The organism is Daejeonella sp. (assembly GCF_030684675.1).
GTDB lineage: Bacteria > Bacteroidota > Bacteroidia > Sphingobacteriales > Sphingobacteriaceae > Daejeonella.
Window position 1 is genome coordinate 1 of the sequence record NZ_JAUXXZ010000067.1, and the last position, 25732, is coordinate 25732.

Sequence of the window (25732 nt, forward strand, 5' to 3'; positions counted from 1 at the left end):
GTACGCAAATGAGGAGACTATTCAAAAATATATAAATGAACAAGGCCAAGAAAAGACTGCTTATAAGAAGTTTCATAGGGCACAATTACGGTTATTCGAATAACGCGATACCTCGAAGCTCTGCTTCGGGGTCATTCATTATTTAAAAATTATGGTTAGGAGCATAAATAAGTACAGCCTAATAAATTTGTTTTTACCTTGATGAAAATATTTAATTAACATTCCGAATTATTAGAAAATCTACGTTGTTATTTAACTAAAATATGAAAAACTGCCTGCTCTTAGTTATGTTATTTATCATGCATATAACTGTCTATGCTCAGTTATCAGCAAGAGATATTCTTAAACAAAAAACAGAAAAAGATCTGCAAACAATCATGGCCACATCGCCATCGTTAAGCGGTCTGATGGCTGTCGATCTGAGTAGCGGAGAATCCATAGGTATCAATGAAAACATCATTTTTACCCAGGCCAGTGCGATTAAGATTCCAATCCTGATGGAGGTTTATAAACAAGCACATGAAAAGAAGTTTGCTCTATCTGATATCAGACAATTGTTGCCTTCGAATACAGTTGCCGGTTCAGGGATACTGAATGTAATGGTCGATCCGGTTAACCTGAGTATTCGGAATTTGTGTGTATTGATGATCGGCCTGAGTGATAATTCAGCCACCAACACCCTGATTGAACTGGTTGGTATGAAAAATGTAACTAATACGATGCAATCCCTTGGGTTTTCGAATACCAGATTGCAGCGTAAGATGATTGATCAGCCTGCCTCACTTAGAAATGAGGAGAATCTTTCCACTCCTGCTGAAGCTGTAAGGATTATGAAGCTATTACATGAAGGTAAATTCATTGATAAGGCTACTTCTGAGGAGATCCTTTCAATTCTCAAGAATAATCCAATTTCAAATAGTAAAATAGCTAACGGACTTCCGGCAAATATAAAACTTGCATTCAAACCTGGTGGAATGGGAGGGGTGTCTACTGAATGGGCTATCGTCTATCTGTCGAACAGACCTTATGCGATAGCAATTATGGAAAATTATAAAACTTCAGCTACGCCATCAAATATCATCAGCGCACTTTCCAAACGGGTGTTCGATTATTTCTCGATGATGAAAGCGACGAAATACGGCGTTATAATTGAGAATTGAGAATGGAGAGTTTGATCTACAGATTAAGAATTTTATTCTCGATTTAGAACTTTAATTCTCAACTCTCCATTCTCCACTTTCCACTACCTCGTTGGTGAACCTCCTCCAAACTTATTCAATCTCATAGTGAAAGACAGCATGAAATACTGGCCAAGACGGTTTATCTGACGATCTACGATAATGTTGTCATAAACATCTCTGGAGATACCTGTATTCTGATTCAAGAGGTCATTTCCTTCAAAACGTAAGGTTCCATTGTTCCCTTTCAGAAAGCGATATTCAGTATATAAACGGAGGATTGTTGGGTTTCTGACGATCCCATTATCAAAACCTGAGTTAATAGTTTTTCTAAGATCATAACCTAAAGTAAGATCCTTGAAAAAGTAATTTCTTCCCCGAAGCTGAAAACTCAAACTATTGGTTTGACGATCAGTAAAATTTGCCTGAGAGTATTGAGTTTTATTAATGGCATATGATGTTTCTAATTCAAAATCGATAACATCCTTGATATCTATTTCAAATTCAATTTCCTGTCTTACCATGAAGTTCTTGGCAATGTTTTTATTCAGGTCGATAAAGGCTACGTTATTATTCAGGTATGCAGAACCTGAGTAAGTGAGGGTATATTTACGCTCTGCGAATGGCTTACCATAGGAGTAATCTCCACGAAGGGAATAGAATCCATCGGTATTGGTATAGCTGGTTAACTGGTTAACTGTGTTTGGAACCTGCACTTTGGTGGTTACAATTTTATCCTGAGTTTGACTGAATGAAAGGTTTGCATGTAAAACATGCCCCATGTTCCAGTCTGACTGATTGTATCGTGCATTGAAAGTATGGATGAATTCCGGTTTAAGATCAGGGTTTCCTGTAATGGTATTCTGAAGGTTAGAATTATCAGTAATAGGCTGCAACTGAAGGAAGCCCGGCTGATTATTACGACCCCAGTAATTGATGTTTAATGCCTGCTGCTTCGAAAATTTATACACCATTCTTGCAGATGGGATCAGGTTAAATGTTCTGTTTTCAGTGTTTATTCCCCTGCTCAGATTTTGACCCTTAAGTATTGCAGGCTGGGCGTTCAATCCAAGGGTATAATTGAACTTATCTGCGATATACCTGTAATTTGCTCCAAATCTGTGAGTATAGAACTGGTACTCATAATTATTGCTGAGATCAGCGTTAAATATCTGATTCCCACCAATAATATCATTCGTTATGCGATCTGTTGTAGTACTTGAGCGGCTGTGACTGTAGTTGAATTCAACATAGGTTTTCTCCCAGATCGGTTCCATATAAGTTATATTCGACCAGAGATTAAAATTATTGTTTGTGTTGGCAATTAATTGATTCTGAATACGGGTTGAATCGCCACCCGCCTGCTTAATCAGGTAATTATTCATCACATTACGGTCATTATCGCCATTTGTATAATTGAAATTCCCACTCATACTCATATTTCTTCCCTTTTTTGAGAACTTATGATTGTAATAGAAACGCGTTCCCATATTTAAATTCAAGGCATTTGTCCCTGATAGATTATTCCTGACGGTGGTGAGGCTTTGCTGGGAAATGTCAGTTACACCTATATTGTCAGAATTGTTTAAGTTATGTGAGAAGCTGGGGGAGATTCTCAGGAAGTTTAAAGTATCGGGTTTTAGTACGAGGTTACCGGAGAAGTTATGACTATAATTATCACTGTTATTATCGGAAACAGCATTTTCCAGCCTGGTGAAGTTTTCAAGGAAATTCTGCGAAAATGTTTTACTAAAAGTTGTGTTTTTACGGTTATTGAAGCTATATCCTGCATCTGCGGATACTTTTTTACTCCAATCATTACGGTAGTTCATGCTGGCTGAATTGGTGCTGGTGATTCCATTTGAATTGCCGCCGCGCATATTGATATTGTTAATGGTTCCGTCAAATGATAACTGGCGTTCTCCCTTAAAAGTGTTCCCTCTTAAACTGGTATTGTACCTGTCTTCATTTCCCATTCCGCCAAAAATTCGTGCAGAATAACCCCGCTTTTTATCCTCCTGAATGGTTAGGTTCAATACTTTCTCAGCTTCACCCGTCTTAATTCCGGTGATGTTGGCATGATCGCCATAATCATCAATTATTTGTAGATTCTTAATGATATCAGCAGGAAGATTTTTTATTGCTGTTGCTACATCAGTTCCGAAAAAATCTTTTCCATTTATCCTGATCTTTGTAATGGCCTCACCCTGAGTTGTAACATTCCCATCAGCATCAACTTTAACTCCCGGAAGCTTTCTAAGCATTTCATCTACTGCATCACCCTGCCTTACAGGGAAAGAGGAGGCATTGAATGTAACGGTATCTTCGCTAATTTTAATCGCAGTTACTGCTGTTATTACAACTTCATCTAAGGTATTTGATGATGTTTTCAACTTAATAGGAGGGATTACCAATGAATTACCCCCGGATATTGTATAAGCTTTCAGGAATGTCTCAAACCCAATAAACGCAGCAGAAAGCGTGAAATTAGGCCATTTTACATTTGTTAAATAGAAATTTCCATCAATGTCTGCAGAAGTTTGAACACTGTCTTTCCCATTTTTTAGTTTGATCAGAGTTCCCGTTAAAGGAACACCGGCTGTATCCAGTACACTTCCTTTTACCTGATAATTCTGTGAATAACTAAAAATGGAATATGATACTAAACAAAGCGTGAGGAAAAATCTTCTCATAAAATTACTGGTTTCGGGTATATGGTTATTTTAATAGTAAAACACTTAGATACCCGATGGGATGTAATGGTTTAAACATCTAAACAGCCGTTTCTTATAATTCGGGCAAATATAATCTTAAGCCATGTTTAAGCCCTTTTATGTTCAGTATTGTTACAAAGTTGTACAAACATATTACAATACATTTTTGAAAAGCTAAAGAAATAAGGTTTCATGAGATTAAGAGCTTTTTAAGCGAAGTTGCCTAACCGAAAAACTGCCAATCAAAGAATTGTTTACGTAACCATTATAACTTATTCCTAATATTTAAATGAAAAATAGGGCATGCAATATCAAATAAATTGTATTTTTAGTTCCGGGAATTTAGGCTTTCCGGAAGACTCTTTCAGGAGATTTAATTAGTTTTTGATATTTTATGGAAAGAAGACAATTCATGTCAAATACGCTTTTGGCGGGTTTAGGAGGATTTAGCCTTAATGCATTCGGATCTGAGTATCATGCTGCTTCTGAAAGCATGGATAATTTAGAGTCAAAAGGCCTTGAGCTAAACAAACTTCATGAATTTTATCATGCTGAGATATTCAAGCGATTTATCCCGAATATGGATAAGTATGTAATTGATCATCAGCTTGGCGGTTTCATGACTTCCATAGATATTACCAATGGAAAACAGGCCAATCCAAATAAGACTGCCTGGTTTGAAGGCAGGGGGATGTGGACTTATTCTTTTCTGTACAATAACCTTGAAAAGAATCCTAAATACCTCGAAGTTGCACGTAAATCAAAGGATTTCATCCTGAAGCATCTTCCTACAGATGACAAGTTTTTCACTTCTTCATATACTAATGATGGTAAGCCTTTGTCAGGCTCCGGTGATATTTATTCCAGTTTATTTGTAGCCGAAGGTCTGGCAGAGTATGCCAAGGCTTCCGGTGATAAGCAGTATTTTACGATTGCCAAGAAGATTATTTTATCCTGCCTTAAAAGATATGAAAGTCCTGATTACGACTATTATGTAGCTTATTTGAATCCGGGTGCAACTAAAATTTCTGGCCCAAGGGTACTTGGTCATTGGATGGTGTTTTTGCGTGCGGCCACTCAGATTTTGGAGAATGGGCCGGATGCTGATATGGAGAAATTAGCTGACAGATGTCTGGATGCTTGCCTGAATCATCATCTAAACCCTCAATATCAGTTGTTCAATGAGGTTTTGAACCACGATTTCAGTCGCCCGGATAACTCATACAAGGATTTCTCTTATACTGGTCATGGTATAGAAATGTGCTGGATGTTGCATTTTGAGGCTGCCCGCAGAAAGGATAAAAAGCTTTTCGATCGGATCACAGAGATATTTAAAAGACATGTTACTGTAGCACATGATGATGTATATGGGGGTTATTTCAGAGCTCTTGATCATGTTGATAGTAATATCTGGAAAGTAGATAAAGTACTTTGGCTTCAGGAAGAGGTTCTGATTGGTAGTATGTTCATCGCTGAGCACACCGGAGAGGAATGGGCAAAAGAACTCTTTAACGAAACCCTTGAATATGTTCGGAAAAGTTTTGTCAAGCCCGGTAATTTATTCTGGGCTTCGGCTGGGGATCGGTTTATGAAGGATTATGCAAAAATTAGGGCTGAACATTATCATCATCCCCGGCACCTGATGTTGAATCTGCTTGCCTTAAAACGAATGATTAAACGTAATGGTAAACCTTCCGGACTTTTCGGATAATATCAGCCGAATTAAATTGAATAAAAGTATATGATTAATAAGGAATATTCCAGACGTAATTTTTTAAAACAGAATACCCTTGCAGGATTAGGTCTGGTGGGTTCAGCTGTCTTTGCAGGATCAGTTTTGCCAGCTGATGCCCTGGCTTCACAATCTCAGGATCTGAAAAAGATTACAGGGCTCGATTTTAGAAAACTCCGTGAACAGTATAAAGAGGCCTTGCTAGGTAAATTTATTCCGAACCTGGGTAAATACGTAGTGGATCATGAACTTGGTGGATTTATGTGCTCTGTGGATATTCTGACCAGAAAACTGGTTAATACGACTAAGCGGGCATGGTTTGAGGGTAGGGGGATCTGGATGTATTCCTTCCTGTATAATAATCTGGATAAGGATCCTGCTTATCTTGAAATCGCCCGTAAATCCAAAGACTTTATCTTAAGGCGTTTGCCTGCTGATGGCAGCTATTATATCTCATCCTTTACAAAGGAAGGCGAGCCAATTGGTGATATCGAAGGAGATATCTATGGAAATCTTTTCGTAGCCGAGGGACTGGCGGAATATGCTAAAGCGACAGCCGAACCTAAATATTTTGATCAGGCAAAAGAAATTGTATTGAAAGCTGTACAGCGTTATGACAGACCTGAATTTACTTACAACTACAAGGCAGAAAACAGAGTAGCAGGCCCGCGAATTCTGGGGCACTGGATGATTTTATTGAGTGTATGTACACAAATGCTGAGGCAAAGAAGTGATAAGGAAATCAGGGCATTAGCCGATCGTTGTGTAGATGCGATTATGAATCATCACTTGAATAAAGATTACAGACTTTTAAATGAAGCTCTGGCTCATGATATGAGTCCGCTTCCGGATCCTGTAGCCTCTCAATATGGTGACCTGGGGCATGGTTGTGAAACACTCGCATTTGTGATGAATTATGCCGTGCTGATTAAGGATGCTGATCTCTTTCACCGATCGGCTAAAGAATTTAAGAGACATGTGGATACCTCATCGGATGATATTTATGGCGGTTTTTATCATGAGCTTACTCATGTAGACAAAAATGTATGGACTCTGAATAAATTACGCTGGGTCCATGAAGAGATATTGATTGGTGCAATGATCCTGATTGAGCATACGGGAGACGAATGGGCGATTAATTGTTATGCAAAGACTGAGGCTTACATCAGAAAGAATTATGTTCGTCCGGAGTATGCATTTGTCATCGATAGTGGCGATAGAAAGATGCAAAAGCATACCCAGGTGAGAGCAGAGCACTATCATTATCCAAGACAATTAATGGTGGGTATACTTGCAATAGATAGGATAATAAGCAGAGGAGAGAAGCCCTCTGGCTTATTTTCATAAAATACAGCAGGCCAGAAGATCAATATTGGTTTGTTTTTAGATAATAATTATAATAAAATTCTCCGATGAGTAAGAAAATATATGAAGGCCAGGCATTTTATAATGCACCATTTGTAGTTGAAAGTTTTAACGGCATGCCATACCGCGTTCTCGGTAAATCCGGATTAAAAGTTTCAAATATAGGATTGGGAACCTGGAAAATGGGATATCCGGAAAGTGGGGATGACTCCAGGATTGATAAGAAAAATTCGTTCAGTATTCTCGACAAGGCAATAGACCTTGGGGTTACTTTTTGGGATACTGCAAACAGATATAATAATGCTTCGGGAAATTCGGAAAGGATTCTTGGGAAGTGGTTTAAGAAAAATCCTGAGCAAAGACGCAATGTTGTGCTTGCGACAAAAATGGCCGGAACAATGGACGGATTAAGTCCGAATCATTGCGGACTTTCAAGAGGAAATATCATGGAAGCGGTTTATGCTAGTCTTGAAAGGCTTCAAACTGACCATATCGACTTGCTTTATTTTCACAGATTTGATGGAATTACCCCTCCTGAAGAAAGTCTGACTGCAATTGAAGATCTAGTAAAACAGGATCTGATACGCTATTTTGCTGTATCAAATGCCAGCGTTGATATTCTTAAAACCTACCAGGCTGTCCAGTCTCAAATGTCTGTAAGAAACCGGATACTCGCTGTACAGAACCAGTTTGATCTGCTCGATGGAGAAGCTGCGGAAGACAGGGGTGTTTTGAATTATGCTTCAGAACAGGGGATATCTTTCATCGGCTGGAGCCCGATGGCCAGGGGGCTGCTGACAAACAGATACCTGAATCCTGTAAATGTCGGTCCTGGCGACCGTTTGTTTGATGAGGGTGACCTGAAAGCAAAAACAAGCCCTGAAAATATGGCTAAACTACATGCGCTTGCGGTTATTTCAGATGAAATGGGAGTTGAGCTCAGCCAGCTTGTTATGGCTTATATGCTGACAATGAAAGGTATGGGGCCAATCATTCCATCCTCATCCAGTGTGAAACAGCTTGAATCTAACGCAGCAGCTGGTAAGCTTGTTCTTACTGATAAACAAATTGCAAGGGTAAAGAAAATTGTAAACTATTAAATAAATCCTGATGTCAAGTTTCAGATCCATTTTCGCTGCTTTTCCCATTATTGTTCTGACAGCAATGAGCAGTATTGCCCAACCAAAAAAACTGGAACAGAAAGCCCGTACAGCAATGTTAGCTGCAACCCGTTTTATGGTAGAAAAAGCAAGTGTGAACGGAGGCTATGTTGCTCATTATCTTCCAGATTTCTCACGCCGCTGGGGAGAGCTGGAAGGTTTTAAAACTCAGGTTTGGGTTCAGGATCCCGGTACAGTGAGTATGGGAAATGTGTTTCTTGATGCCTATAAAGCTACCGGAGATGACTATTACTATACAGCGGCAGAAAAAGTTGCATCGGCACTGATCTGGGGTCAGCTACCTGAAGGTGGATGGAATTATATGATTGATTTTGCCGGAGACCGTTCTTTAAAACAATGGTACAACACCATTGGTAAAAATGCATGGGGTTTTGAAGAATACTATTATTACTATGGAACTTCTACATTTGACGATTCCAATACTTCGGGTCCGGCTTCTTTTCTTCTCAGACTTTATCTTCAGAAGATGGATAGCAAATATAAACCGGCACTTGATAAAGCTATTCAGTTAATAATTGACAGTCAGTATCCGCTTGGCGGATGGCCACAGCGTTTTCCTCTTAAAGACAATCATCCTAAAAATGGCAAAGAAGATTATTCGGCATATTATACATTTAATGATGAAGTGATTTCCGGAAACATAGACTTCCTGATTCAGTGTTATATCAATTTGGGAGAGGAACGTTTTCTTGATCCAATCCGTCGTGGGATGAATTTTTACCTGATTACTCAACAGGGGAATCCGCAGGGTGGTTGGGGACAACAATACAATATGGAACTTCAGGTTGCACATGCCCGTAGTTATGAACCACCTGCACTGATGCCAGGATTTACCTATACCCATGTTTTGCTCCTGATGAAGTATTACCAGTTGACCGGCGACAGGAAATTCCTGGCACGTATTCCTGATGCGATCCAATGGCTTGAAAGTTGCCGCTTGCCCGCCGAAAAAAGCCTTGGGGGAACGCGTACCCATGCTACATTCATTGAGATCGGAACCAATAAAGGGCTTTATGCTCACCGCAAGGGTACAGGAGTGAAGGATGGTCATTACTGGTGGGATTATGATGATAATAATCTGCTTGCACATTATGGGGGTAAAACCAATATTAATATTCAGTATCTTAAAGATGAGTACCAGCGGGTAAACGCACTTTCAACTGAGGAAGCAAGCAGGAATTCACCCTTAAAAGCAGGAATGATCGAGGATGGTACTTTACCTCAGACCCAGTTTCTGCCAGCTAATTCTGCCGGAGCTATACCTGACGATACTATGGTATCGGTTATATTAAAAGCATTGGATCAGGATCGATGGCTCGTAAAACACATTCAAATCAGCAGGCCTTATTCGGTTTTACCGGATGGCTCGGAAATGAATACTGCGAAGCTCAGTGATGAAAATGGGAAGGGTATTGTCGATTTATCTGAACAGCAATATATCTCCACACGTGAGTATGAAAAGAATATGGGATTATTAATCAGATATTTAAAAAAGTAAAACATTCTGAATGAAATTCGAGAAAAAATTTCTGAAAAATCATAGAAACCCGGTAATCAGAACCGGAATGGTGCTGCTTCTTATTGCTCTTGTAATAATATCATGCTCAAAAATTTCCAGGACTTTGCCAGTCGGATTACCCGATAACGGCGGCTTGTTCCTTCCGGATAACTTCGAAGCGCTGGTTGTAGTAGACAGCATTGGTAAAGCCAGGCATCTGGCTGTGAATGATAACGGAGATATTTATGTCAAATTAACCTTTAACCGGGCAATGAAGGGCTCAGGCGGTACCGTCGGATTGAGGGATTTGAATAAGGACGGCAAGGCTGATTCAATTGTTTATTTCGGTGATTATAAAGATATAGGTGGCTCTGCAGTTGGAATGACTATTCACGATGGTTATCTCTACACCAGTACTGTTAATCAGGTACTTAAGAATAAACTGACCCCGGGTCAGTTAGTTCCTCAAAGTAAAACAGAGGTTGTACTTACTGATCTTGATCCAAATGTTGCAAGAAACTGGCATACAACCAAACCTGTAGCATTTGACCTCAAAGGGTATATGTATGTTCCTTTTGGAACACCTTCAGATGCCGGTCAGGATATTACTAAATACGGTCCGATTGGAATACCCGGTGGTAAAGGTTTGGATCCTTCACCTGAATTGGAAACCCATGGAGGAATCTGGAGGTTTGATGCATCCAAAACCAATCAAACCCAAAAGGACGGTTATAAATTTGCGACGGGCATCAGGAGTGTTGTAGGTATGGTTTGGAGTCCGCTTGATGATAATTTGTATGCTGTAATGAATGGTATTGATAATTTTCGCACCATTTTCCCTGATCTGTACACAGCATGGCAGGCGGCTGTTCTGCCTTCAGAGCCACTGCTCAAGGTTACAGAAGGCTCTGATTTTGGCTGGCCCTATGCTTATTACGATCACATGTTAAAGAAAAATGTCTTGCAGCCCGGCTATGGTGGTGATGGTAAGATCATAGGAAGGGCCTCAAAATTTGACGCTCCTGTAATTGGTTTTCCAGGGCACTGGGCACCAATGGATGTGATGTTTTATCAGGGCAATCAATTCCCTGAGCGTTATAAACAAGGAGCTTTTGTCGCATTTCATGGTTCAACCGATCGTTCACCTTATCCACAGGCAGGCTATATAGTATGTTTTGTGCCCTTTAAAGACGGGGCTCCTACCGGTGAATGGGAGGTATTTGCAGACGGTTTTACCGGAGTAGATACCGTGATTAATACCAGTGATGCAGTTTATCGTCCAATGGGACTTGCAACCGGACCTGATGGATCTTTGTATATATCTGAATCTAATAAAGGAAAGATCTGGAGGATAATGTATAAGGGAGATAAGAAGGAATTCGGGGAGAAACAGCTTGCAGGTATGGAACTCAGAAAGAGCAGATCATACATTAAAACACCGGATGAGCTTAAAGATAATTTGCATAGAGGCGACCGTCTGGCTGGAAGTATTTTATATAATACCTATTGTGCATCCTGTCATCAACGGGATGGCAAAGGTGATAATAGTCGTTTCCCTCCGCTTGCCGGATCTGAATGGGTAACAGGTGATAAACAGAGACTGATCAGTGTAATTCTCAACGGACTGGATGGGGAAATAACAGTGAATGGACAATCCTGGCAGGGCATGATGCCTGCACATGCTGAATTTCTGGATGACCATGCCATTGCATCAATCTCGACCTATATCCGCCAGAGTTTTGGTAATAAAGCCGGACCAGTCAGTAGCCTTGAAGTTAATGAGGTAAGGAAGAAGTCCAGGAACTAATGCCTAATCTGTTATTTACCACTTTATTAATTGTACATTAATCACTTTAAATAATAAAAAAAACATGAAATCAACCATTTTATTAGGATCTCTACTCATTTTCGGATTGACATCCTGTGTAGGCACTGTCTCAACAGACTCAGCAGAGTCCAAAAAAGCTATATCGGAGCGTAAAATAATTATGCCCGAAGGTTATAATCGTGGCCTTCCATTTACACCCGGCATTCTGGTTGATGGGACTCTTTATGTTGCCGGATTTAGTGGTGAGGATGCAAAGACCGGTATTATTCCTGAAGAATTTGAAACAGAAGTAAAGCAGGCATTAGATAAGATTGGAGTGATTCTTAAAGAAGCTGATATGGATTACAAGGATGTAGTTTCTGTGCAGGTTTATATGACCGATATGGAACTATTTGAACGTATGAATACAGTCTACCGCACTTATTTTGACGAACCACGTCCAACCCGTTCAATAATGGGAATTAAAAGTTTGATCGGACCTGCGAGAATTGAAATCACTGTTACCGCCAAAAAATAATAAAATAGAGTTATATACCCACGCAGGATTATTTCCTGTAAAATTTTAAAAATACTGTTTATATAAAATGAAGATTAATATATCTGAGAATCCGGTCGAATTAGGAAAAGTGTCTGCAGCCGCTGCAATTGAAGGAATTAAAAAAGCTATTGCTGAAAAGGGACAGGCCAATGTAATACTTGCAACCGGTGCAAGTCAGTTTGAAACATTAAAAAATATTGTTCTTGACCAGAGCATTGACTGGTCTAAAATGGTTATGTTTCATTTGGATGAATATATTGGATTGCCGGAAACCGAACCAGCAAGTTTCAGGAAATATTTAAAAGAGCGATTTCTTAATCTTGTCGCTCCACTAAAAGCCAGTCATCTGGTAAATGGCGAGAATGATCCCACAGCAGAATGCAAGCGATTAAATGAGATCATCACAAAACATCCGATCGATGTAGCTTTGGTAGGGATTGGTGAAAACGGACACCTGGCTTTTAATGATCCTCCGGCGGATTTCGACACGGAAATGCCTTATATTGTTGTAAATCTGGACGAAAAATGTCGTTTACAACAGTTTAATGAGGGTTGGTTTAAGACAATAGAAGAAGTTCCGAAGCAGGCTATCAGTATGTCGATCAGGCAGATATGTAAGTCAAAAATGATAATATGTTCAGTTCCGGATGCCAGAAAAGCCGAGGCAGTTAAAAATTCATTGGAGAATGAGGTGAGCAATAATTTCCCCGCCAGTATCCTGCAGACTCATTCCAATTGCATTTTTTACCTTGATAAACCTTCGGCATCATTACTCAGCAATAACTAATAAAAATCAAAATGAAACGCAGAGATCTGATTAAATACCTATCCGTGGCTCCTTTGGCCGGCGGACTTAGTGGTGTGCCCTTTAATACTGCCAATGCAAGCGTGAATTCACTTGCAAAGCGCGATCTGATCAAAGAATTAGGATTGCGGACTTTCATTAACGCTTATGGAGTATATACTACCCATACAGCCTCGCTAATGGCTGATGAGGTTATGGATGCGATTAAGGCTGCTTCAAAAAAATATGTGTTATACAATGATCTTCAGGATAAGGTAGGTGAAAAAATTGCCGCTATGTGTCATTCAGAGGCTGCTATGGTCACATCAGGCTGCTGGTCGGCACTTGTACTTGGAACTGCTGGAATTCTAACCGGAATGGATAAGGCTAAAGTTTCCATATTGCCTGACGTCTCAGGTTTTGAAAGAAGCGAGGTTATTCTTCAGAAAACTCATAGTGGTTCATACGATCATGCACTGACTAATACAGGTATAAAACGTGTTTTTGTAGAGACAGCAGAAGAAATGGAAGCTGCAATTAATTCAAAAACTGCAATGACCTGGTTTTATAATGAAGCAGATCCATGGGGGAAAATTGGATATAAGCAATGGCTGGCTCTATCCCAAAAGCATAAAATACCTGCAATGATTGATATTGCTGCTGATGTACCTCCTGTTGAGAATCTATGGAAGTTCAATGATATGGGTTATGATGTGGTTTGTGTTTCGGGTGGAAAAGCCATCCGCGGACCACAGAGTGCCGGTATTTTGATGGGCAAAAAAGAGATTATTGCCGCCGCCAGACTAAGTGCACCTCCCGGAGGAGGGAATATCGGTAGGGGTATGAAAGTGAATAAAGAGGAGATTTTCGGGATGTATGCAGCTCTTGATCGTTTTGTTAATCTGGATCATGGGAAAGAATGGCAGATGTGGGAAGACAGAGCCAATGTAATCCTGAATGCGGTGAAAAAGGTGAATGGTGTTAAGGCCGAAATTTTTGTCCCACCAATAGCTAATGTTACTCCAACCCTCCGAATCTCCTGGGATCAATCCTTGATTAAGTTAACTCCGAGGGAAATGAGTTTAAATTTGCGCAATGGTGAACCTTCTATTGAAGCACCAAAGAGTATCAATGATGCGATGATTCTTTCGGTATGGATGATGCAGCCGGGAGATGAAAAAATCGTTGCAAAGCGATTTGCCGAGGAACTAATGAAAGCCAGAGTTTAAAAAGCCCGGCAATTTTTAATTTTTAATTTATACTTCATGCTACGCAAACTATCCCTGCTTTTATTGACAACAATATTCATTTCAAGCAATGTTGAGGCTCAAAGACCCTATAGAATACTTATAAAGGGTGGTCATGTAATTGATGCTAAGAATAGCATCAACGAAAAAATGGATGTGGCCATTCAGGAAGGAAAAATTGTCAGAGTTGCAAAGAACATTGACACCGCCCTAGCTGTTCAGGTAGTTGATGCTGCTGGAATGTATGTTACTCCCGGACTGATCGATCTGCATGCCCATGTTTTTTATGGATTTGACCCTGACAGTTATCTGAGTGGGGGTACAGTAGCTGTACTCCCTGATCAGTCAACTTTCCGCGCCGGCGTTACAACAGTTGTGGATGCAGGAGGTGCTGGTTGGAGATCCTTCCCGACTTTCAAGAAGAATATTATTGATGTCTCAAAAACCAGGGTTCTTTCTTTATTAAATATAGTAGGAGAGGGTATGAAGGGTATTGAAAAGTATGAACAGAATGTTAGTGATATGGATGCAAAAAAAACTGCTGAAGTTGCACTGGCGAACAAGAATGATGTTGTTGGTTTTAAGGTGGCGCATTTTACAGGCTCCGAATGGACACCGATCAGTAGGGGAGTAGAAGCCGGGAAACTTGCCAATATGCCAGTGATGATTGATCTGAATACCCTTTTTATATCTATTGAAGAGCTATTCACTAAATATCTCCGTCCAGGGGATATTTACACCCACACCTTCATCCAGTCGTCAAGGGGGGTAGTTGAGCCCATAGTTGATCTTAAAACAAAGAAATTTAAGCTATTTGTTCTGGAAGCTCAACGAAAAGGGATCATATTTGATGTTGGTTTTGGTGGAGGCAGTTTTAACTTCAACCAGGCTTTGCCGGCATTAAAAGCTGGATTTTATCCAAATACTATGGGAACTGACTTACATCAGGGTAGTGTGAATGGTGCGATGAAAGATCAGTTAAATGTTTTGTCCATATTCATGGCGATGGGAATGAAATTTCCTGATATGATCAAAGCCAGTACCTGGACTCCTGCACAAGTTATTAAGCGCGAAGAACTGGGAAACCTTTCGGAAGGAGCGTTGGCGGATGTAGCAATATTAAGTATTCGTGACGGTAAATTTGGTTTTCGCGATGTGGCCGGAAACAGATTTGATGGTAAACAAAAGATCGATTGTGAGCTAACAATCCGGGATGGAAAGATTGTATATGATTTGAATGCAATAGCCGGCCTGATCAATCAGTCCAAATAAATACTGTTTTCAGTTAGATTGTAATTGCGGGCACAAAGATTTGTCATTGCAAACTCAGCACTTTGTCATTGCGAGCGCAGCACTTTGTCATTGCGAGCGCAGCGCTTTGTCATTGCGAGCGAAGCGCGGCAATCCTCTAAATGCCATGGGATTGCTTCGTTGCTCTTGCAATGACAGTTAGATTGCTTCCTATAGGGTGTTTGCTTTCAAAATGATCAGCTTTATGTGCTGATATTAGAATGTTGAAAAAAATAATATATTTTTTTTTGGATTTTCGGGTACGTAAACGTAACTTACATTTAAATATTCAATTTACATCTCAGGATAACTATAACTATATCTGTATAGTTTTGAATTATTGTATTGTTTCGAAAAATAGTAAATGGAAGATATTAACCCGGAAGTTCAGGATGACAGAATACTTTTACTGCAGTTGCAGGAAGGTAAGAGGACTGCCTTTAATATTTTGTATAATAAGTACTGGGAACAAACCTATTCAAATGCTTACAAACGTTTGAGAGATGAAGATCAGGCGAAGGATATTGTGCAGGAGATTTTTGTGAGTATTTGGGTGAACAGGCATAGTCCGATAAATAATTTACCTGCATATTTAAGCATATCAGTCCGAAACCAGGTATTCAAACTGGCTGCAAAGAGCAAAAACTTAACTCCTTATTTAGAAATATTTGATAATATACCGGCTCATAATGAAAAGGCAGATGCCAATCTTTTATGGCAGGAATTCTACCGCTCTTATGAGCAATTACTTTTGACACTGCCTCCCAAAAGGCAGCAAATATTCAGACTTCGTTTTCACGATGATATTCCTACAAAGACTATTGCCAGCCAGATGCGAATTTCCCGAAAAACTGTTCAGAATCAGTTGGGAAAAGCAATAGAACAATTGCGGGTTTTCTTTTATTAAGCTTTCTCTTGACTTACGAAATCACCTGGGCGTCTGGAAAGTCGATTTCGTCAGTCACAAAATGCAAAAGCGACTTACGAATTTAAATGCATAACGCCTAAGTAAATTCGTAAGTCACCGGACCCCTCAGACTTACGAAATCACATAGGCGTTTAGAAAGTAGATTTCGTCAGTCGCATACTAGAAAAGTGACTGACGAATTTAACCGGTATGACGCCTAAGTAAATTCGTAAGTCCCTCGACCATTTTCCTCTGGTCGGTGTTCTCACCGTACCATAATATCAATTCAGAATATATTCCTTCTTGTTGGTATTTCCATCTTCGAATTACATGGTCGGTGATAACACCGACCACTGGGATTTTAAAAATATTTTAATCTGTAATGGGACATTCCCATTCAATCTGGTCTATAATGTAAGGTAAGTATGATTTTGCTAGATGGACAAGAAATATTTTTCTGAATTATTAAACAAATACTTGAAGCATGAAGCCTCGGAAGAAGAGTGTGATCTGCTGATAAAGCATTATAATCTGTTTGAATCAGAGCCTGATATTTTTGATAATATGTCTCAGAATCAGAAAGCTGATATCAGGAATGAAATTGAAAACAAAATTTGGGATGAGATCCTTGATGATGAAATTAGTCCGAAAAACGTTTCTTCTTCAAACCATCGGATGTGGATCAATTTTATATCTTTTGCAGCAGTATTGTTGATTATATTAAGTACAGGATTTTATTTTTTCAGGAATGAACCTGTTAAGCAAACGAATGTCATTTCCAGACAGATAGATATAAAAGAGAACAGGTTGATACAGTTGCCGGATGGAAGTAACGTTATTTTGCGACCGGGTGCTAAATTGAATTATCCTTCTTCCTTCGATGGCCTTGCACTAAGAGAGGTTTATTTGGATGGGCAGGCTTATTTTGACATTAAGCACAATTCCCTGAAACAATTTATTATTCACACAGGTAAATTGAAAACCATAGTTCTTGGGACTGCATTTGAAATTAATGCATGGTCTGATGATTCCAGCATTCAGGTAACAGTTAGCCGGGGCAAGGTAAGGGTTGAAGATCAAAATAACAGAACGATAGGAATTATCACACCAAATCAACAGATTACTTATGATAAAACCAGTAAAAACGTTGTTCAAAAGGTGGTAAATGCTCCTGAGTATATGGAATGGAAAGAACAGGATTTGTTATTGAGTGATGTAACGGTTGCTGAAGCCGCCATGCTTTTGGAGAGTCGCTATAAGGTTGAGATAATAATTTCAGACGATAGTATCAGATCGAAGCGCTTTACAACTATTGTCAGGAAAGGTGAAACTCTTGATCAGATTTTAAAAAGTATGTCCGAGTTTAATGATGCTGTTTATCAATATGATGTTGGTAAAGCAGTAATTACGCTGGATTCAAAATAGAGAATTTATTAAAAGCTATTTTATTAATTTTTTTAAAAAAATAAAAGCAACTCAATATGAATTTCGACCTCGCACCATAAAAAACCCTCTGAAATCCTGTTTGAACAGTTTATTCAGAGGGATAATTGTTGTCCGACTGCCATCGTACATCAATTGATGTTTTAAATTCTGTCTTCTAAAATTAGAAGCTATTTCGATAAATTTAAACCGATGTAAAATTATGAATATTTTTACACTTCTTGCTGAAAATCAGCAAAAACCGCATTTTGCCTATTATTTAAGGCAACTTTTTGACAAATTATTATTGATAATTATGCAACTCAGATTAGCATTTTTTATTGTTTTAACAACCTCAATTCAGCTTTTCTCGGCTCCACCGGTAAAGAGTCAGGCAATTGATAAGGTTGAAATAAAGTTTGAGCTTAAAAACGAGTCTTTAGTGAAGGCTTTTCAAAAAATTGAGAAGCAAAGTCAATTTCAATTCATGTATCGCTATGCCGATGTAAAGGATATTAACAAGTTGGAGTTGTTCGCAGAAAAAATGTCTGTCGCTGATATCTTGAAAGAATTGTTATCAAATACTTCACTTGATTTTAAACAGGTAGATAACAGGATCATGATTGTCAATAATCAAAAGGGTGGGAATGATGCAAATACTGTCAAATTAAATGATAATGTAGCTTCCAACTTACTCGATATAGTCGTCAAAGGCCAGGTAAAAGACGATAAGGGTGAAACTCTCCCGGGGGTGAGTGTTATGGTAAAGGGTAGTGCAAATGGTACTTCAACAGACATTGACGGTAACTATTCAATTAATGTTCCTGATAATGCGACTTTAGTTTTTACCTATATTGGTTATGTTACTCAGGAGGTTGTAGTTAACAACAGAAGTATGATTAGTGTTACGTTAGTGACTTCTGCAACTTCATTAAGTGAAGTCGTTGTTACTGCATTGGGAATAGAAAGGGAAGCAAAGTCACTTACTTATGCTACACAGGGTGTAAGTGCCAAAGAACTTTCCGAGACCCGCAGTTTAAATGTGGTCAATTCATTACAGGGCAAGGTTGCCGGTATGACTATTGAATCGGCAGGAACTGGTCTGGGTAGTCCATCCCGGGTAATATTGAGGGGAAATCGTTCTCTTACCGGTGGTAGCGGACCATTATATGTGATTGATGGGGTACAAATGAGCACTGCCATCTCGAATATCAGTCCTGATAATATTGAGTCAATCAACGTATTAAAAGGTCCGAATGCAGCTGCATTATATGGAAGTGCTGCACAGAACGGAGCTATTATTATCGAAACAAAGAAAGGTAAAGCTGGATTTGTTCAGGTTAGTTTAAATGAAACCTTTATTGCGGGTTCACCTATTCATTATCTGGAACCACAAAATGAGTATGGACAAGGAGTTTCAGGAATATATAATGCTACCGCTGAAGAATCCTGGGGTCCTAAAATGACTGGTCAGATGGTTAATCATTGGTCGAACGCCCCTGGTAAGGCGGGAACACAATATGCCTTTCTTCCACAACCCAACAATTTTAGGGATATCTTTAATACCTCCCAATATGTAACTCATAATTTTAATGCTTCGGTAGGTTCTCAAAACACACAGTCTGCATTTTCATATACACGTGAGGAAGCTAAAGGTTTGGTTGATAACAATGAATTGCGCAGACATAATGCTTCGGTAAGAGTAACCAGTCAGTTAAGAAAATGGCTTACCCTAGATACTAAATTGAACTATATCCGCAATGAAATAGATAATCAGAGTGGGACAGGTGATAATGCTGCCAACAACCCTTATATGAATATCTATCGACTTCCAAGGAATATTGCATTCGAAGATTTGCGACAGTTTGAATACACTGATCCCTTAACCGGTAAAAACAAACAAAATTTTTGGTCTCCGGGTTCAACTATTGGAAGAAACCCATATTGGATTTTGAATAGAGTTTTAAATTATCAAACTTCGGACCGCTTACTTGCGATGGGTTCATTTACCATCAATTTCACAGATAAGCTTAAAGTAATGGCACGTACTTCATTTGATGGGGGTTCTAATACTTTAGAACGTAAAGCATGGGAAGATTCTTATGGTGGAGGACAGGATAATTTTGGTAGTTATAGTGGATCTATTGGTGGACCTGGGGGAGTTTGGAATAGTGATGCAATCATTTCTTACAATGATCAAATAACAAAAAACATAAATGTTTCGGGTTTAGTTGGAGCTAATCTAAGAAAGCAGGATGGTTCTGGAAGCATTGCAACCAGTACACAGGCGGGTTTAACCATTCCAAATTTCTTTTCCCTTGCAAATACTTCATTGGTAGCCGGCTCATTTACCCCAAGTACCAGGATGGAGTCGCAATCTTTGTATTTTTCGGGAAATTTTGGTTGGAAAAATGTACTTTATCTGGATATTACCGGTCGTAACGATTGGAGTTCAACGCTACCGGCTGATAGCCGTTCCTATTTTTATCCATCAGTTGGTTTGTCGGCAATTCTTTCAGATATAATCCCATCCCTTCCTTCAGCTTTGACTTACGCTAAAGTAAGAGCATCCTGGGCTAAAGTTGGAAATAGTGCAGATCCTTATCAGTTAAGCCGTTCGGCTTTATTTAATGGTAACGGGGGAAATAATGGCTTTATAACTTTGGGTAGTGTTTTACCAAATACGGAACTTAGACCTGAAACTACTGAGGGCTATGAGCTTGGATTGGATTTACGCTTTTTTCAGGGTCGATTGGGTTTAGATCTAACAGCCTATAAAACCAATACTTATGATCAACTCTTCACCATTTCATTACCTTCAGGTTCAGGTGCTGCTTCATTCTTTACGAACGGTGGCGACGTTCAGAACACTGGTTTTGAAGCAATTATTTCGGCAACTCCTGTTCAAACAAAACGTGGATTTACCTGGGATTTAAGCACAAACTTTGCTACCAATAGAAACTGGGTCAACAAAATCTCTGATGACCGCCCGAGAATTATTGTAGGTGGTGATTCTTATTTATATGACTTTGTTGTAGAACAAGGTAAAGAGTTTGGTGATATTTATACCCGTGGCTGGCAAAGAGATGCCCAGGGTAGGGTAATAGTTGGAGCAAATGGGATACCATTATTTACACCAGGCAGAACCGTGAAGTCAGCTAATTTTAATCCGGATTGGATGGGAGCTATTTCAAATACGTTTTCATACAAAAACCTGAGCTTTAGTTTCTTAATTGAACACCGTCAGGGTGGTTCAGTAGTTTCTTCAACTGATGCTCTCTTATTTGGAGAGGGTATCACTGCAGAAACCTTACCAGGTAGGGAAGGTGGTTTGATCTTTGGACAAAATCTTTTCGGACATGAAACAGCTGTTAAGGCTGATGGAACACCAAATACTACTGCCATTACTTCAGAAGCATTCTGGAAAACCGTTGGTGGTAGAAATACTCCAATCGGTGAAGCTTTTGTGGTAGATGCTACAAATACAAGGATGAGAGAAGCCTCAATCGGTTTTACTTTACCTAAATCGGCTCTGGCTAAATTGCCTTTTGTGTCCAATGCTAAACTTTCATTGGTAGGAAGGAATTTATTTTTCTTGTATAAAAAGGGCAATTGGGATCCTGAGATTCTTTCATCTACAAATACTTCGGCTGCGGGTGGCCAATCCTATCTACCCCCAACAGAAAGAACTTTTGGTCTCAACCTTAAGTTAGATTTTTAAAAGGTTTGATAATTAGGTAAATTAATTAATCTAAAAAGGTTATATCATGAAAATAAAATATTTTATAAAAAAGAGTATAGTCTTAATGACAGTACTTATTATCAGTTCGGTGTCCTGTACTGATAATTTCGATGAACTGAATGTTAAAAGAGGAGAATTGACTACCGATCAAATGGATGGAAGCATGCTTGGTTTTGCATTTGCTGAAGCCCAACACTGGGGAATGAGATGCTGGTATCAGGGTAATAACCTTTTTGCAGGTGAATATTCACAGTTCCAGGCAACAATTCATCCGAATTTCACTTCTTCTAATTACAATGGCCCCGGTAGTTGGACTAATTTAATGATGGAAGGTTTTTATTCAAATACTGCTTTTGGAGCTGCAGCAAATCAGTTGGACTTTGTATTAAAGTATACTGAAAAAAACAATCTGAAGCCTGAAAATGCCCTGGCTAAAATATGGAAAGTGATGTTGTATCACAGACAAACAGATTATTGGGGGCCGATTATTTATTCCAATTTTGGTAATGGTAAAACAAGTGTTGCTTTTGATTCTCAGAAGGATATTTATTTTGACTTCTTCAAAATTCTGGATGAAGCAGCTGCAGATTTACGTGCTATCAATGCTACAAGCCCATCAACAAAGATTTATGGCACCCATGATCTTGTTTATGGCGGGAATATTCTGAAGAATTTAAAATTGCTTAACTCTTTGAGACTTAGACTTGCAATGCGTATTGCCTATGTTGAACCTGCGAAAGCAAAGCAAGAGGCTGAAAAGGCCGCCGCCGCACCAGAAGGTTTTATAGCTAATAATGCAGATAATGCGCTTTCAAAAGTTAATTTGAACTTTGTTAATAAGTTAAGTACAATCACCTATATCAGCGAATTTGTACTGACATCCACACTGGCTAGTTTAATGAATGGTTATGAGGATCCAAGAATTGCTGAATATTCGCAGCCTTGCTGTGGTAGATTAACTCCAGGGAATGCGGTATATGGAGGATTAGTTGGATTTAGGAATGGTTATCCGGCAAGCCAGAGAGGTAAGGAAAAAGACCTGGAATACTCTTATGTGGGCAAAAAATGGTTGCCAATTAATAATGGGGGTGCAAATGAGTATGATCCAATTATGGAAGCTGCAGAGGTATTTTTTCTTCGTGCGGAAGGTGCTTTAAGAGGCTGGAATATGGGCGGAACTGCTCAGGACTTTTATAATGAAGGTATTAAAGCATCTATAAAATTCAGGGTAAATGCTCCGGATGCAGTAGTTAACAGCTACGTAATCAGTACTAAATTACCAGCAAAACCTTTAGACAGATTTGGAAAACCGGATAAAAGAAATAGTCCTCCTGTAACTGACATTCCTGTATTATATGATAATGCTGGTAGTTTTGAAAGACGTTTAGAGCAAATTATTACTCAGAAGTGGCTGGCTTTATTTCCTATGAATGATACAGAAGCCTGGGCTGAACGTCGTAGAACTGGTTATCCAAGAGGTTATGCAATTATTGAGTCGGCGAATCCGGATCTTACAAGAACCCAATTAGCGAGAAGACTGATTTATCCACCAAATTCATACTCAACTAATGGTGCAGCAACCACAGCCGCTTTGGCACTTTTAGGTGGAAAAGATAGTTATGCTACCAGACTATGGTGGGATGCTAAACCTTTGGCTGCTTTCCCAACTCCTACTGATTGATGTTTTTAATAGCAGTTATTGATTTTAATAATCAATAACTGCTATTTTATTTTTATTTAAAGCTTTATTAAAATTTCTTTCATAGAAAAATTATTTCTTTCACAGTATATTTTCTGTATCTGTAATTAAATGTGGATGTAGAAACGTCTTGTATTTTACAGATTCAAACCCTTTGACGATTTAATCGATCCTGAAATTTAAAGACAGAATGCCTGATTAAGAGCTTAAAAGGCTCGAATTGAATTCCCGGCTGTTTATTATGTTGTATGAGCTTCCCTGTTAATTTTCATTTATCAAACTCTATATAATTTGATTGCTTATGAAAAAAGTTTTTTCCCTTCTTGCAGTGTTGGTAATAAACTGTTTTACTATAATCTCATTATTTGGCCAGCTCACAGAAGAAAGAAAGTCGGGCTATAAAGTTCTTGCCGGCCTTGTTAATGATGATCCGAAAAACAGTTCAAAGTTCAGATTTAATGAGACCAAACTTGATGCTTCAGGTATTGAGAAAGACGCACAACTGATTAAATTAAAGTTTGATCAAAAAATGGGAATAATCAGGCTTCAGGAAACTGAACTTGTGGAGGATGATGCTCCTGCTGCCGGTCTTCCCGAAGGTTATAAAACCTATACAAAAGGTCCTGTAGAATGGGTTGAGGATCTGAGAAAGGGGATTATAATTAAAAAAATTCTGGAGATTGAAAATCCAATTGCAGCTTCAGCCAGACTGGTATTTAAAGGAATGGAGGTTAAGGGTAACAGAGCCCCGCTTCATTTATCCCTGAATGGTGAAAAGTTTGTCAGACCGGCTTCTGTCATCGCCTATCCGCATGCACGTCAGTATATTGATATGGCAGGACTAGACCGATGGTATTATATCGACCTTCCGCATGATAAATTACGTAAAGGAAAGAATGAGATCCAGATGTGGACTGAGACCGATTCAACTTCCTGGCGGGTATTGATTGCGCATATTAATGAGTTTAAACGTGGGTCTCTAACACGTACAAGTCCCAACCGTTCTTTGAAAAGTAAAGATGGCGGCAGTACATGGAGCGATACAAAACTCGGAGCAATGGATCAGATTGATGGAGAATACTCCATACGATTTAGCATTGACAGATTCCTTCCAGTCGGTGAATATGTTTCTCCTTTAATTGACCTTGTTGATGGGGAAAATCCACTCAAGCATAGTTCAGCCAATTTGAAAGCATCATTCTGGGCCGATCTCGAAGAACCATCAATGACTTCCGCCAAAGTTCTTATTCGATATGGATCAGGTCCATTTATTGGTGATAATACATGGACAGCCTGGCAGCCACTCGAAAGAGGCCGTGAATATTCCCTTGGCGATAAACGCTATTTCCAATGGAAAGCAGAACTGAGTACCGCTGATCTTTTAAAAACTCCGCTGATCAGAGGCTTTCGTTATTCAACATCGTGGGAAGATAATTCACTGAATACTAAAGCCGGACTGCAGGCTCATGTAATAAATAATGGCAGGATAATACAATCTTCATATCCTTTCTCTTATGAAAATCTAAATCACCTTGATCTTAAAAAGTACAGGGAAGATCATAAGCTTGATCAGATTGTAAAAGGTGCCAACACTGAATTTGAAGTGATGATGCTTCTGCTCAATTGGGCCTATCGTGTACCACTCAGGAGTGAAGCCTATTCCTGGAACTGGAATGATGTTACTGTTAACCCCGTAATTGATGAAGGAACGGGTATGCCACGACTAAATGGCCCCTTTTTCAAAGGCCGGCGTATGGTTGAAATGTGTCTATATCCAAATCAGGCTTTGATTGGAGCACTTTTGTCAATGGGATATCAGGCGCGGCATATCAATATCCATAGTGAAGGGGAGAGCGGGCATGAAGTGACCGAGGTGTGGTCAAATCAGCTGAATAAGTGGATCTATATGGATTCAACCCGCGACTATTATTATTTTGATCCTGAAACAGGTATCCCATTCAATCTTCTTGAAATCCATAAATTACTGGCGGCCGCAATGCCCCGTGTCGAAACCTGGGAGCGCCCTTTTGCACCAGAGTTTGGTGAAGAACTCGTAAAAACATTAAAAGTTGGACAGCGTCAGGGTAATAATCCTTTCTCAATTCAGGGTGGTGGTGGTACCCATATTTTGGAAATTATGGGTCATTTCCGAATCATCCCGCGTAACGACTTCCTTTCAAAGCCCCTGCCGGTTCCTGTGCATACCGGTGATACCATGTGGGGATGGGATGGATTTTTAAACTGGTACGATGATGTATTTCCAAAGCGCGATGAATATCAGCGATATACTAACCGTGAATCGGATTTTTATCAGCCTTTGAATCAGGCTAAAATTTATCTCAATGAGACCAATAAATCCGGAATTCTGAAAGTGGAAGTTGATGCTTTTACTCCCGGTGGATCTGATGGATTTCTCGTTGCCAATAAGGATGGAGAATGGCAAAATCAGAGCCAGAAATCATGGGATTGGACATTGCAGAGTGGCCTGAATACAATTAAAGTCCGCACAAAAAATGTAAGTGGGATACTTGGTCCGGTTTCTGAACTAAACGTAACCTACAATCCATAAATGGATTTTATTTATCTGTTTAATTGACCGGACAAAAC

The 25732-nt window shown here is 39.3% G+C and carries 16 protein-coding genes; 15 read left to right on the forward strand and 1 reads right to left on the reverse strand.

What is annotated here, in order from left to right; genetic code table 11:
- Window positions 1–263: 263 nt before the first annotated feature.
- Window positions 264–1160, forward strand: coding sequence for a serine hydrolase (locus Q8M41_RS14675; protein ID WP_305366038.1), 897 nt, complete (start codon window positions 264–266; stop codon window positions 1158–1160).
- An 83-nt stretch (window positions 1161–1243) separates the two neighbouring features.
- On the opposite strand, the gene Q8M41_RS14680 is transcribed toward Q8M41_RS14675, so the two are convergent.
- A complete protein-coding gene (locus Q8M41_RS14680) occupies window positions 1244–3871 on the reverse strand; it encodes an outer membrane beta-barrel protein (RefSeq protein WP_305366039.1) in 2628 nt (875 codons plus the stop codon).
- A 415-nt stretch (window positions 3872–4286) separates the two neighbouring features.
- On the opposite strand from Q8M41_RS14680, the gene Q8M41_RS14685 reads away from it, so the two are divergent.
- The 14 genes from Q8M41_RS14685 to Q8M41_RS14750 all read left to right on the forward strand — a co-directional run bounded on the left by Q8M41_RS14685 (window position 4287) and on the right by Q8M41_RS14750 (window position 25694).
- Window positions 4287–5603 (forward strand): AGE family epimerase/isomerase, encoded by a 1317-nt coding sequence (locus Q8M41_RS14685; RefSeq protein ID WP_305366040.1) that lies wholly within the window; start codon window positions 4287–4289, stop codon window positions 5601–5603.
- 30 nt (window positions 5604–5633) lie between these two features.
- Window positions 5634–6971 (forward strand): AGE family epimerase/isomerase, encoded by a 1338-nt coding sequence (locus Q8M41_RS14690; RefSeq protein ID WP_305366041.1) that lies wholly within the window; start codon window positions 5634–5636, stop codon window positions 6969–6971.
- 65 nt (window positions 6972–7036) lie between these two features.
- Entirely contained in the window at window positions 7037–8089 is a 1053-nt protein-coding gene (locus Q8M41_RS14695) for an aldo/keto reductase (protein WP_305366042.1), read from the forward strand.
- Window positions 8090–8099: 10 nt separating this feature from the next.
- Window positions 8100–9668 carry a pectate lyase gene (locus Q8M41_RS14700; protein ID WP_305366043.1) on the forward strand — a complete coding sequence of 523 codons (1569 nt, stop codon included), beginning with the start codon at window positions 8100–8102 and terminating at the stop codon, window positions 9666–9668.
- Between the two features lie 10 nt (window positions 9669–9678).
- A complete protein-coding gene (locus Q8M41_RS14705; RefSeq protein ID WP_305366044.1) occupies window positions 9679–11475 on the forward strand; it encodes a c-type cytochrome in 1797 nt (598 codons plus the stop codon).
- Between the two features lie 64 nt (window positions 11476–11539).
- Window positions 11540–12013, forward strand: a complete 474-nt coding sequence (locus Q8M41_RS14710) for a RidA family protein (protein WP_305366045.1) — start codon at window positions 11540–11542, stop codon at window positions 12011–12013.
- 67 nt (window positions 12014–12080) lie between these two features.
- Window positions 12081–12821 carry a glucosamine-6-phosphate deaminase gene (locus tag Q8M41_RS14715; RefSeq protein ID WP_305366046.1) on the forward strand — a complete coding sequence of 247 codons (741 nt, stop codon included), beginning with the start codon at window positions 12081–12083 and terminating at the stop codon, window positions 12819–12821.
- Between the two features lie 11 nt (window positions 12822–12832).
- A complete protein-coding gene (locus Q8M41_RS14720; protein WP_305366047.1) occupies window positions 12833–14047 on the forward strand; it encodes a selenocysteine synthase in 1215 nt (404 codons plus the stop codon).
- A gap of 36 nt (window positions 14048–14083) precedes the next feature.
- Window positions 14084–15337, forward strand: coding sequence for an amidohydrolase/deacetylase family metallohydrolase (locus tag Q8M41_RS14725; RefSeq protein WP_305366048.1), 1254 nt, complete (start codon window positions 14084–14086; stop codon window positions 15335–15337).
- A 382-nt stretch (window positions 15338–15719) separates the two neighbouring features.
- Window positions 15720–16262 carry an RNA polymerase sigma factor gene (locus tag Q8M41_RS14730; RefSeq protein ID WP_305366049.1) on the forward strand — a complete coding sequence of 181 codons (543 nt, stop codon included), beginning with the start codon at window positions 15720–15722 and terminating at the stop codon, window positions 16260–16262.
- A 438-nt stretch (window positions 16263–16700) separates the two neighbouring features.
- Complete coding sequence (locus tag Q8M41_RS14735) at window positions 16701–17687, forward strand: FecR family protein (RefSeq protein WP_305366050.1); 987 nt, start codon at window positions 16701–16703, stop codon at window positions 17685–17687.
- Window positions 17688–17907: 220 nt separating this feature from the next.
- Window positions 17908–21405, forward strand: a complete 3498-nt coding sequence (locus tag Q8M41_RS14740) for a SusC/RagA family TonB-linked outer membrane protein (protein WP_305366051.1) — start codon at window positions 17908–17910, stop codon at window positions 21403–21405.
- Window positions 21406–21451: 46 nt separating this feature from the next.
- On the forward strand, window positions 21452–23107 hold the full coding sequence (locus tag Q8M41_RS14745) for a SusD/RagB family nutrient-binding outer membrane lipoprotein (protein WP_305366052.1): 1656 nt from the start codon (window positions 21452–21454) through the stop codon (window positions 23105–23107).
- Between the two features lie 319 nt (window positions 23108–23426).
- Window positions 23427–25694 carry a hypothetical protein gene (locus Q8M41_RS14750; protein WP_305366053.1) on the forward strand — a complete coding sequence of 756 codons (2268 nt, stop codon included), beginning with the start codon at window positions 23427–23429 and terminating at the stop codon, window positions 25692–25694.
- The last annotated feature ends 38 nt before the right edge of the window (window positions 25695–25732 follow it).

Excerpts from the sequence above, each read along its gene's own strand:
- Q8M41_RS14700 (WP_305366043.1), top strand. The coding sequence starts at position 8,100 with ATGTCAAGTTTCAGATCCATTTTCGCTGCTTTTCCCATTATTGTTCTG.
- Q8M41_RS14740 (WP_305366051.1), top strand. The coding sequence starts at position 17,908 with ATGAATATTTTTACACTTCTTGCTGAAAATCAGCAAAAACCGCATTTT.
- Q8M41_RS14750 (WP_305366053.1), top strand. The coding sequence starts at position 23,427 with ATGAAAAAAGTTTTTTCCCTTCTTGCAGTGTTGGTAATAAACTGTTTT.
- Q8M41_RS14720 (WP_305366047.1), top strand. The coding sequence starts at position 12,833 with ATGAAACGCAGAGATCTGATTAAATACCTATCCGTGGCTCCTTTGGCC.
- Q8M41_RS14675 (WP_305366038.1), top strand. The coding sequence starts at position 264 with ATGAAAAACTGCCTGCTCTTAGTTATGTTATTTATCATGCATATAACT.
- Q8M41_RS14680 (WP_305366039.1), bottom strand. The coding sequence starts at position 3,871 with ATGAGAAGATTTTTCCTCACGCTTTGTTTAGTATCATATTCCATTTTT.
- Q8M41_RS14745 (WP_305366052.1), top strand. The coding sequence starts at position 21,452 with ATGAAAATAAAATATTTTATAAAAAAGAGTATAGTCTTAATGACAGTA.
- Q8M41_RS14705 (WP_305366044.1), top strand. The coding sequence starts at position 9,679 with ATGAAATTCGAGAAAAAATTTCTGAAAAATCATAGAAACCCGGTAATC.
- Q8M41_RS14685 (WP_305366040.1), top strand. The coding sequence starts at position 4,287 with ATGGAAAGAAGACAATTCATGTCAAATACGCTTTTGGCGGGTTTAGGA.
- Q8M41_RS14695 (WP_305366042.1), top strand. The coding sequence starts at position 7,037 with ATGAGTAAGAAAATATATGAAGGCCAGGCATTTTATAATGCACCATTT.
- Q8M41_RS14730 (WP_305366049.1), top strand. The coding sequence starts at position 15,720 with ATGGAAGATATTAACCCGGAAGTTCAGGATGACAGAATACTTTTACTG.
- Q8M41_RS14735 (WP_305366050.1), top strand. The coding sequence starts at position 16,701 with ATGGACAAGAAATATTTTTCTGAATTATTAAACAAATACTTGAAGCAT.
- Q8M41_RS14690 (WP_305366041.1), top strand. The coding sequence starts at position 5,634 with ATGATTAATAAGGAATATTCCAGACGTAATTTTTTAAAACAGAATACC.
- Q8M41_RS14715 (WP_305366046.1), top strand. The coding sequence starts at position 12,081 with ATGAAGATTAATATATCTGAGAATCCGGTCGAATTAGGAAAAGTGTCT.
- Q8M41_RS14710 (WP_305366045.1), top strand. The coding sequence starts at position 11,540 with ATGAAATCAACCATTTTATTAGGATCTCTACTCATTTTCGGATTGACA.
- Q8M41_RS14725 (WP_305366048.1), top strand. The coding sequence starts at position 14,084 with ATGCTACGCAAACTATCCCTGCTTTTATTGACAACAATATTCATTTCA.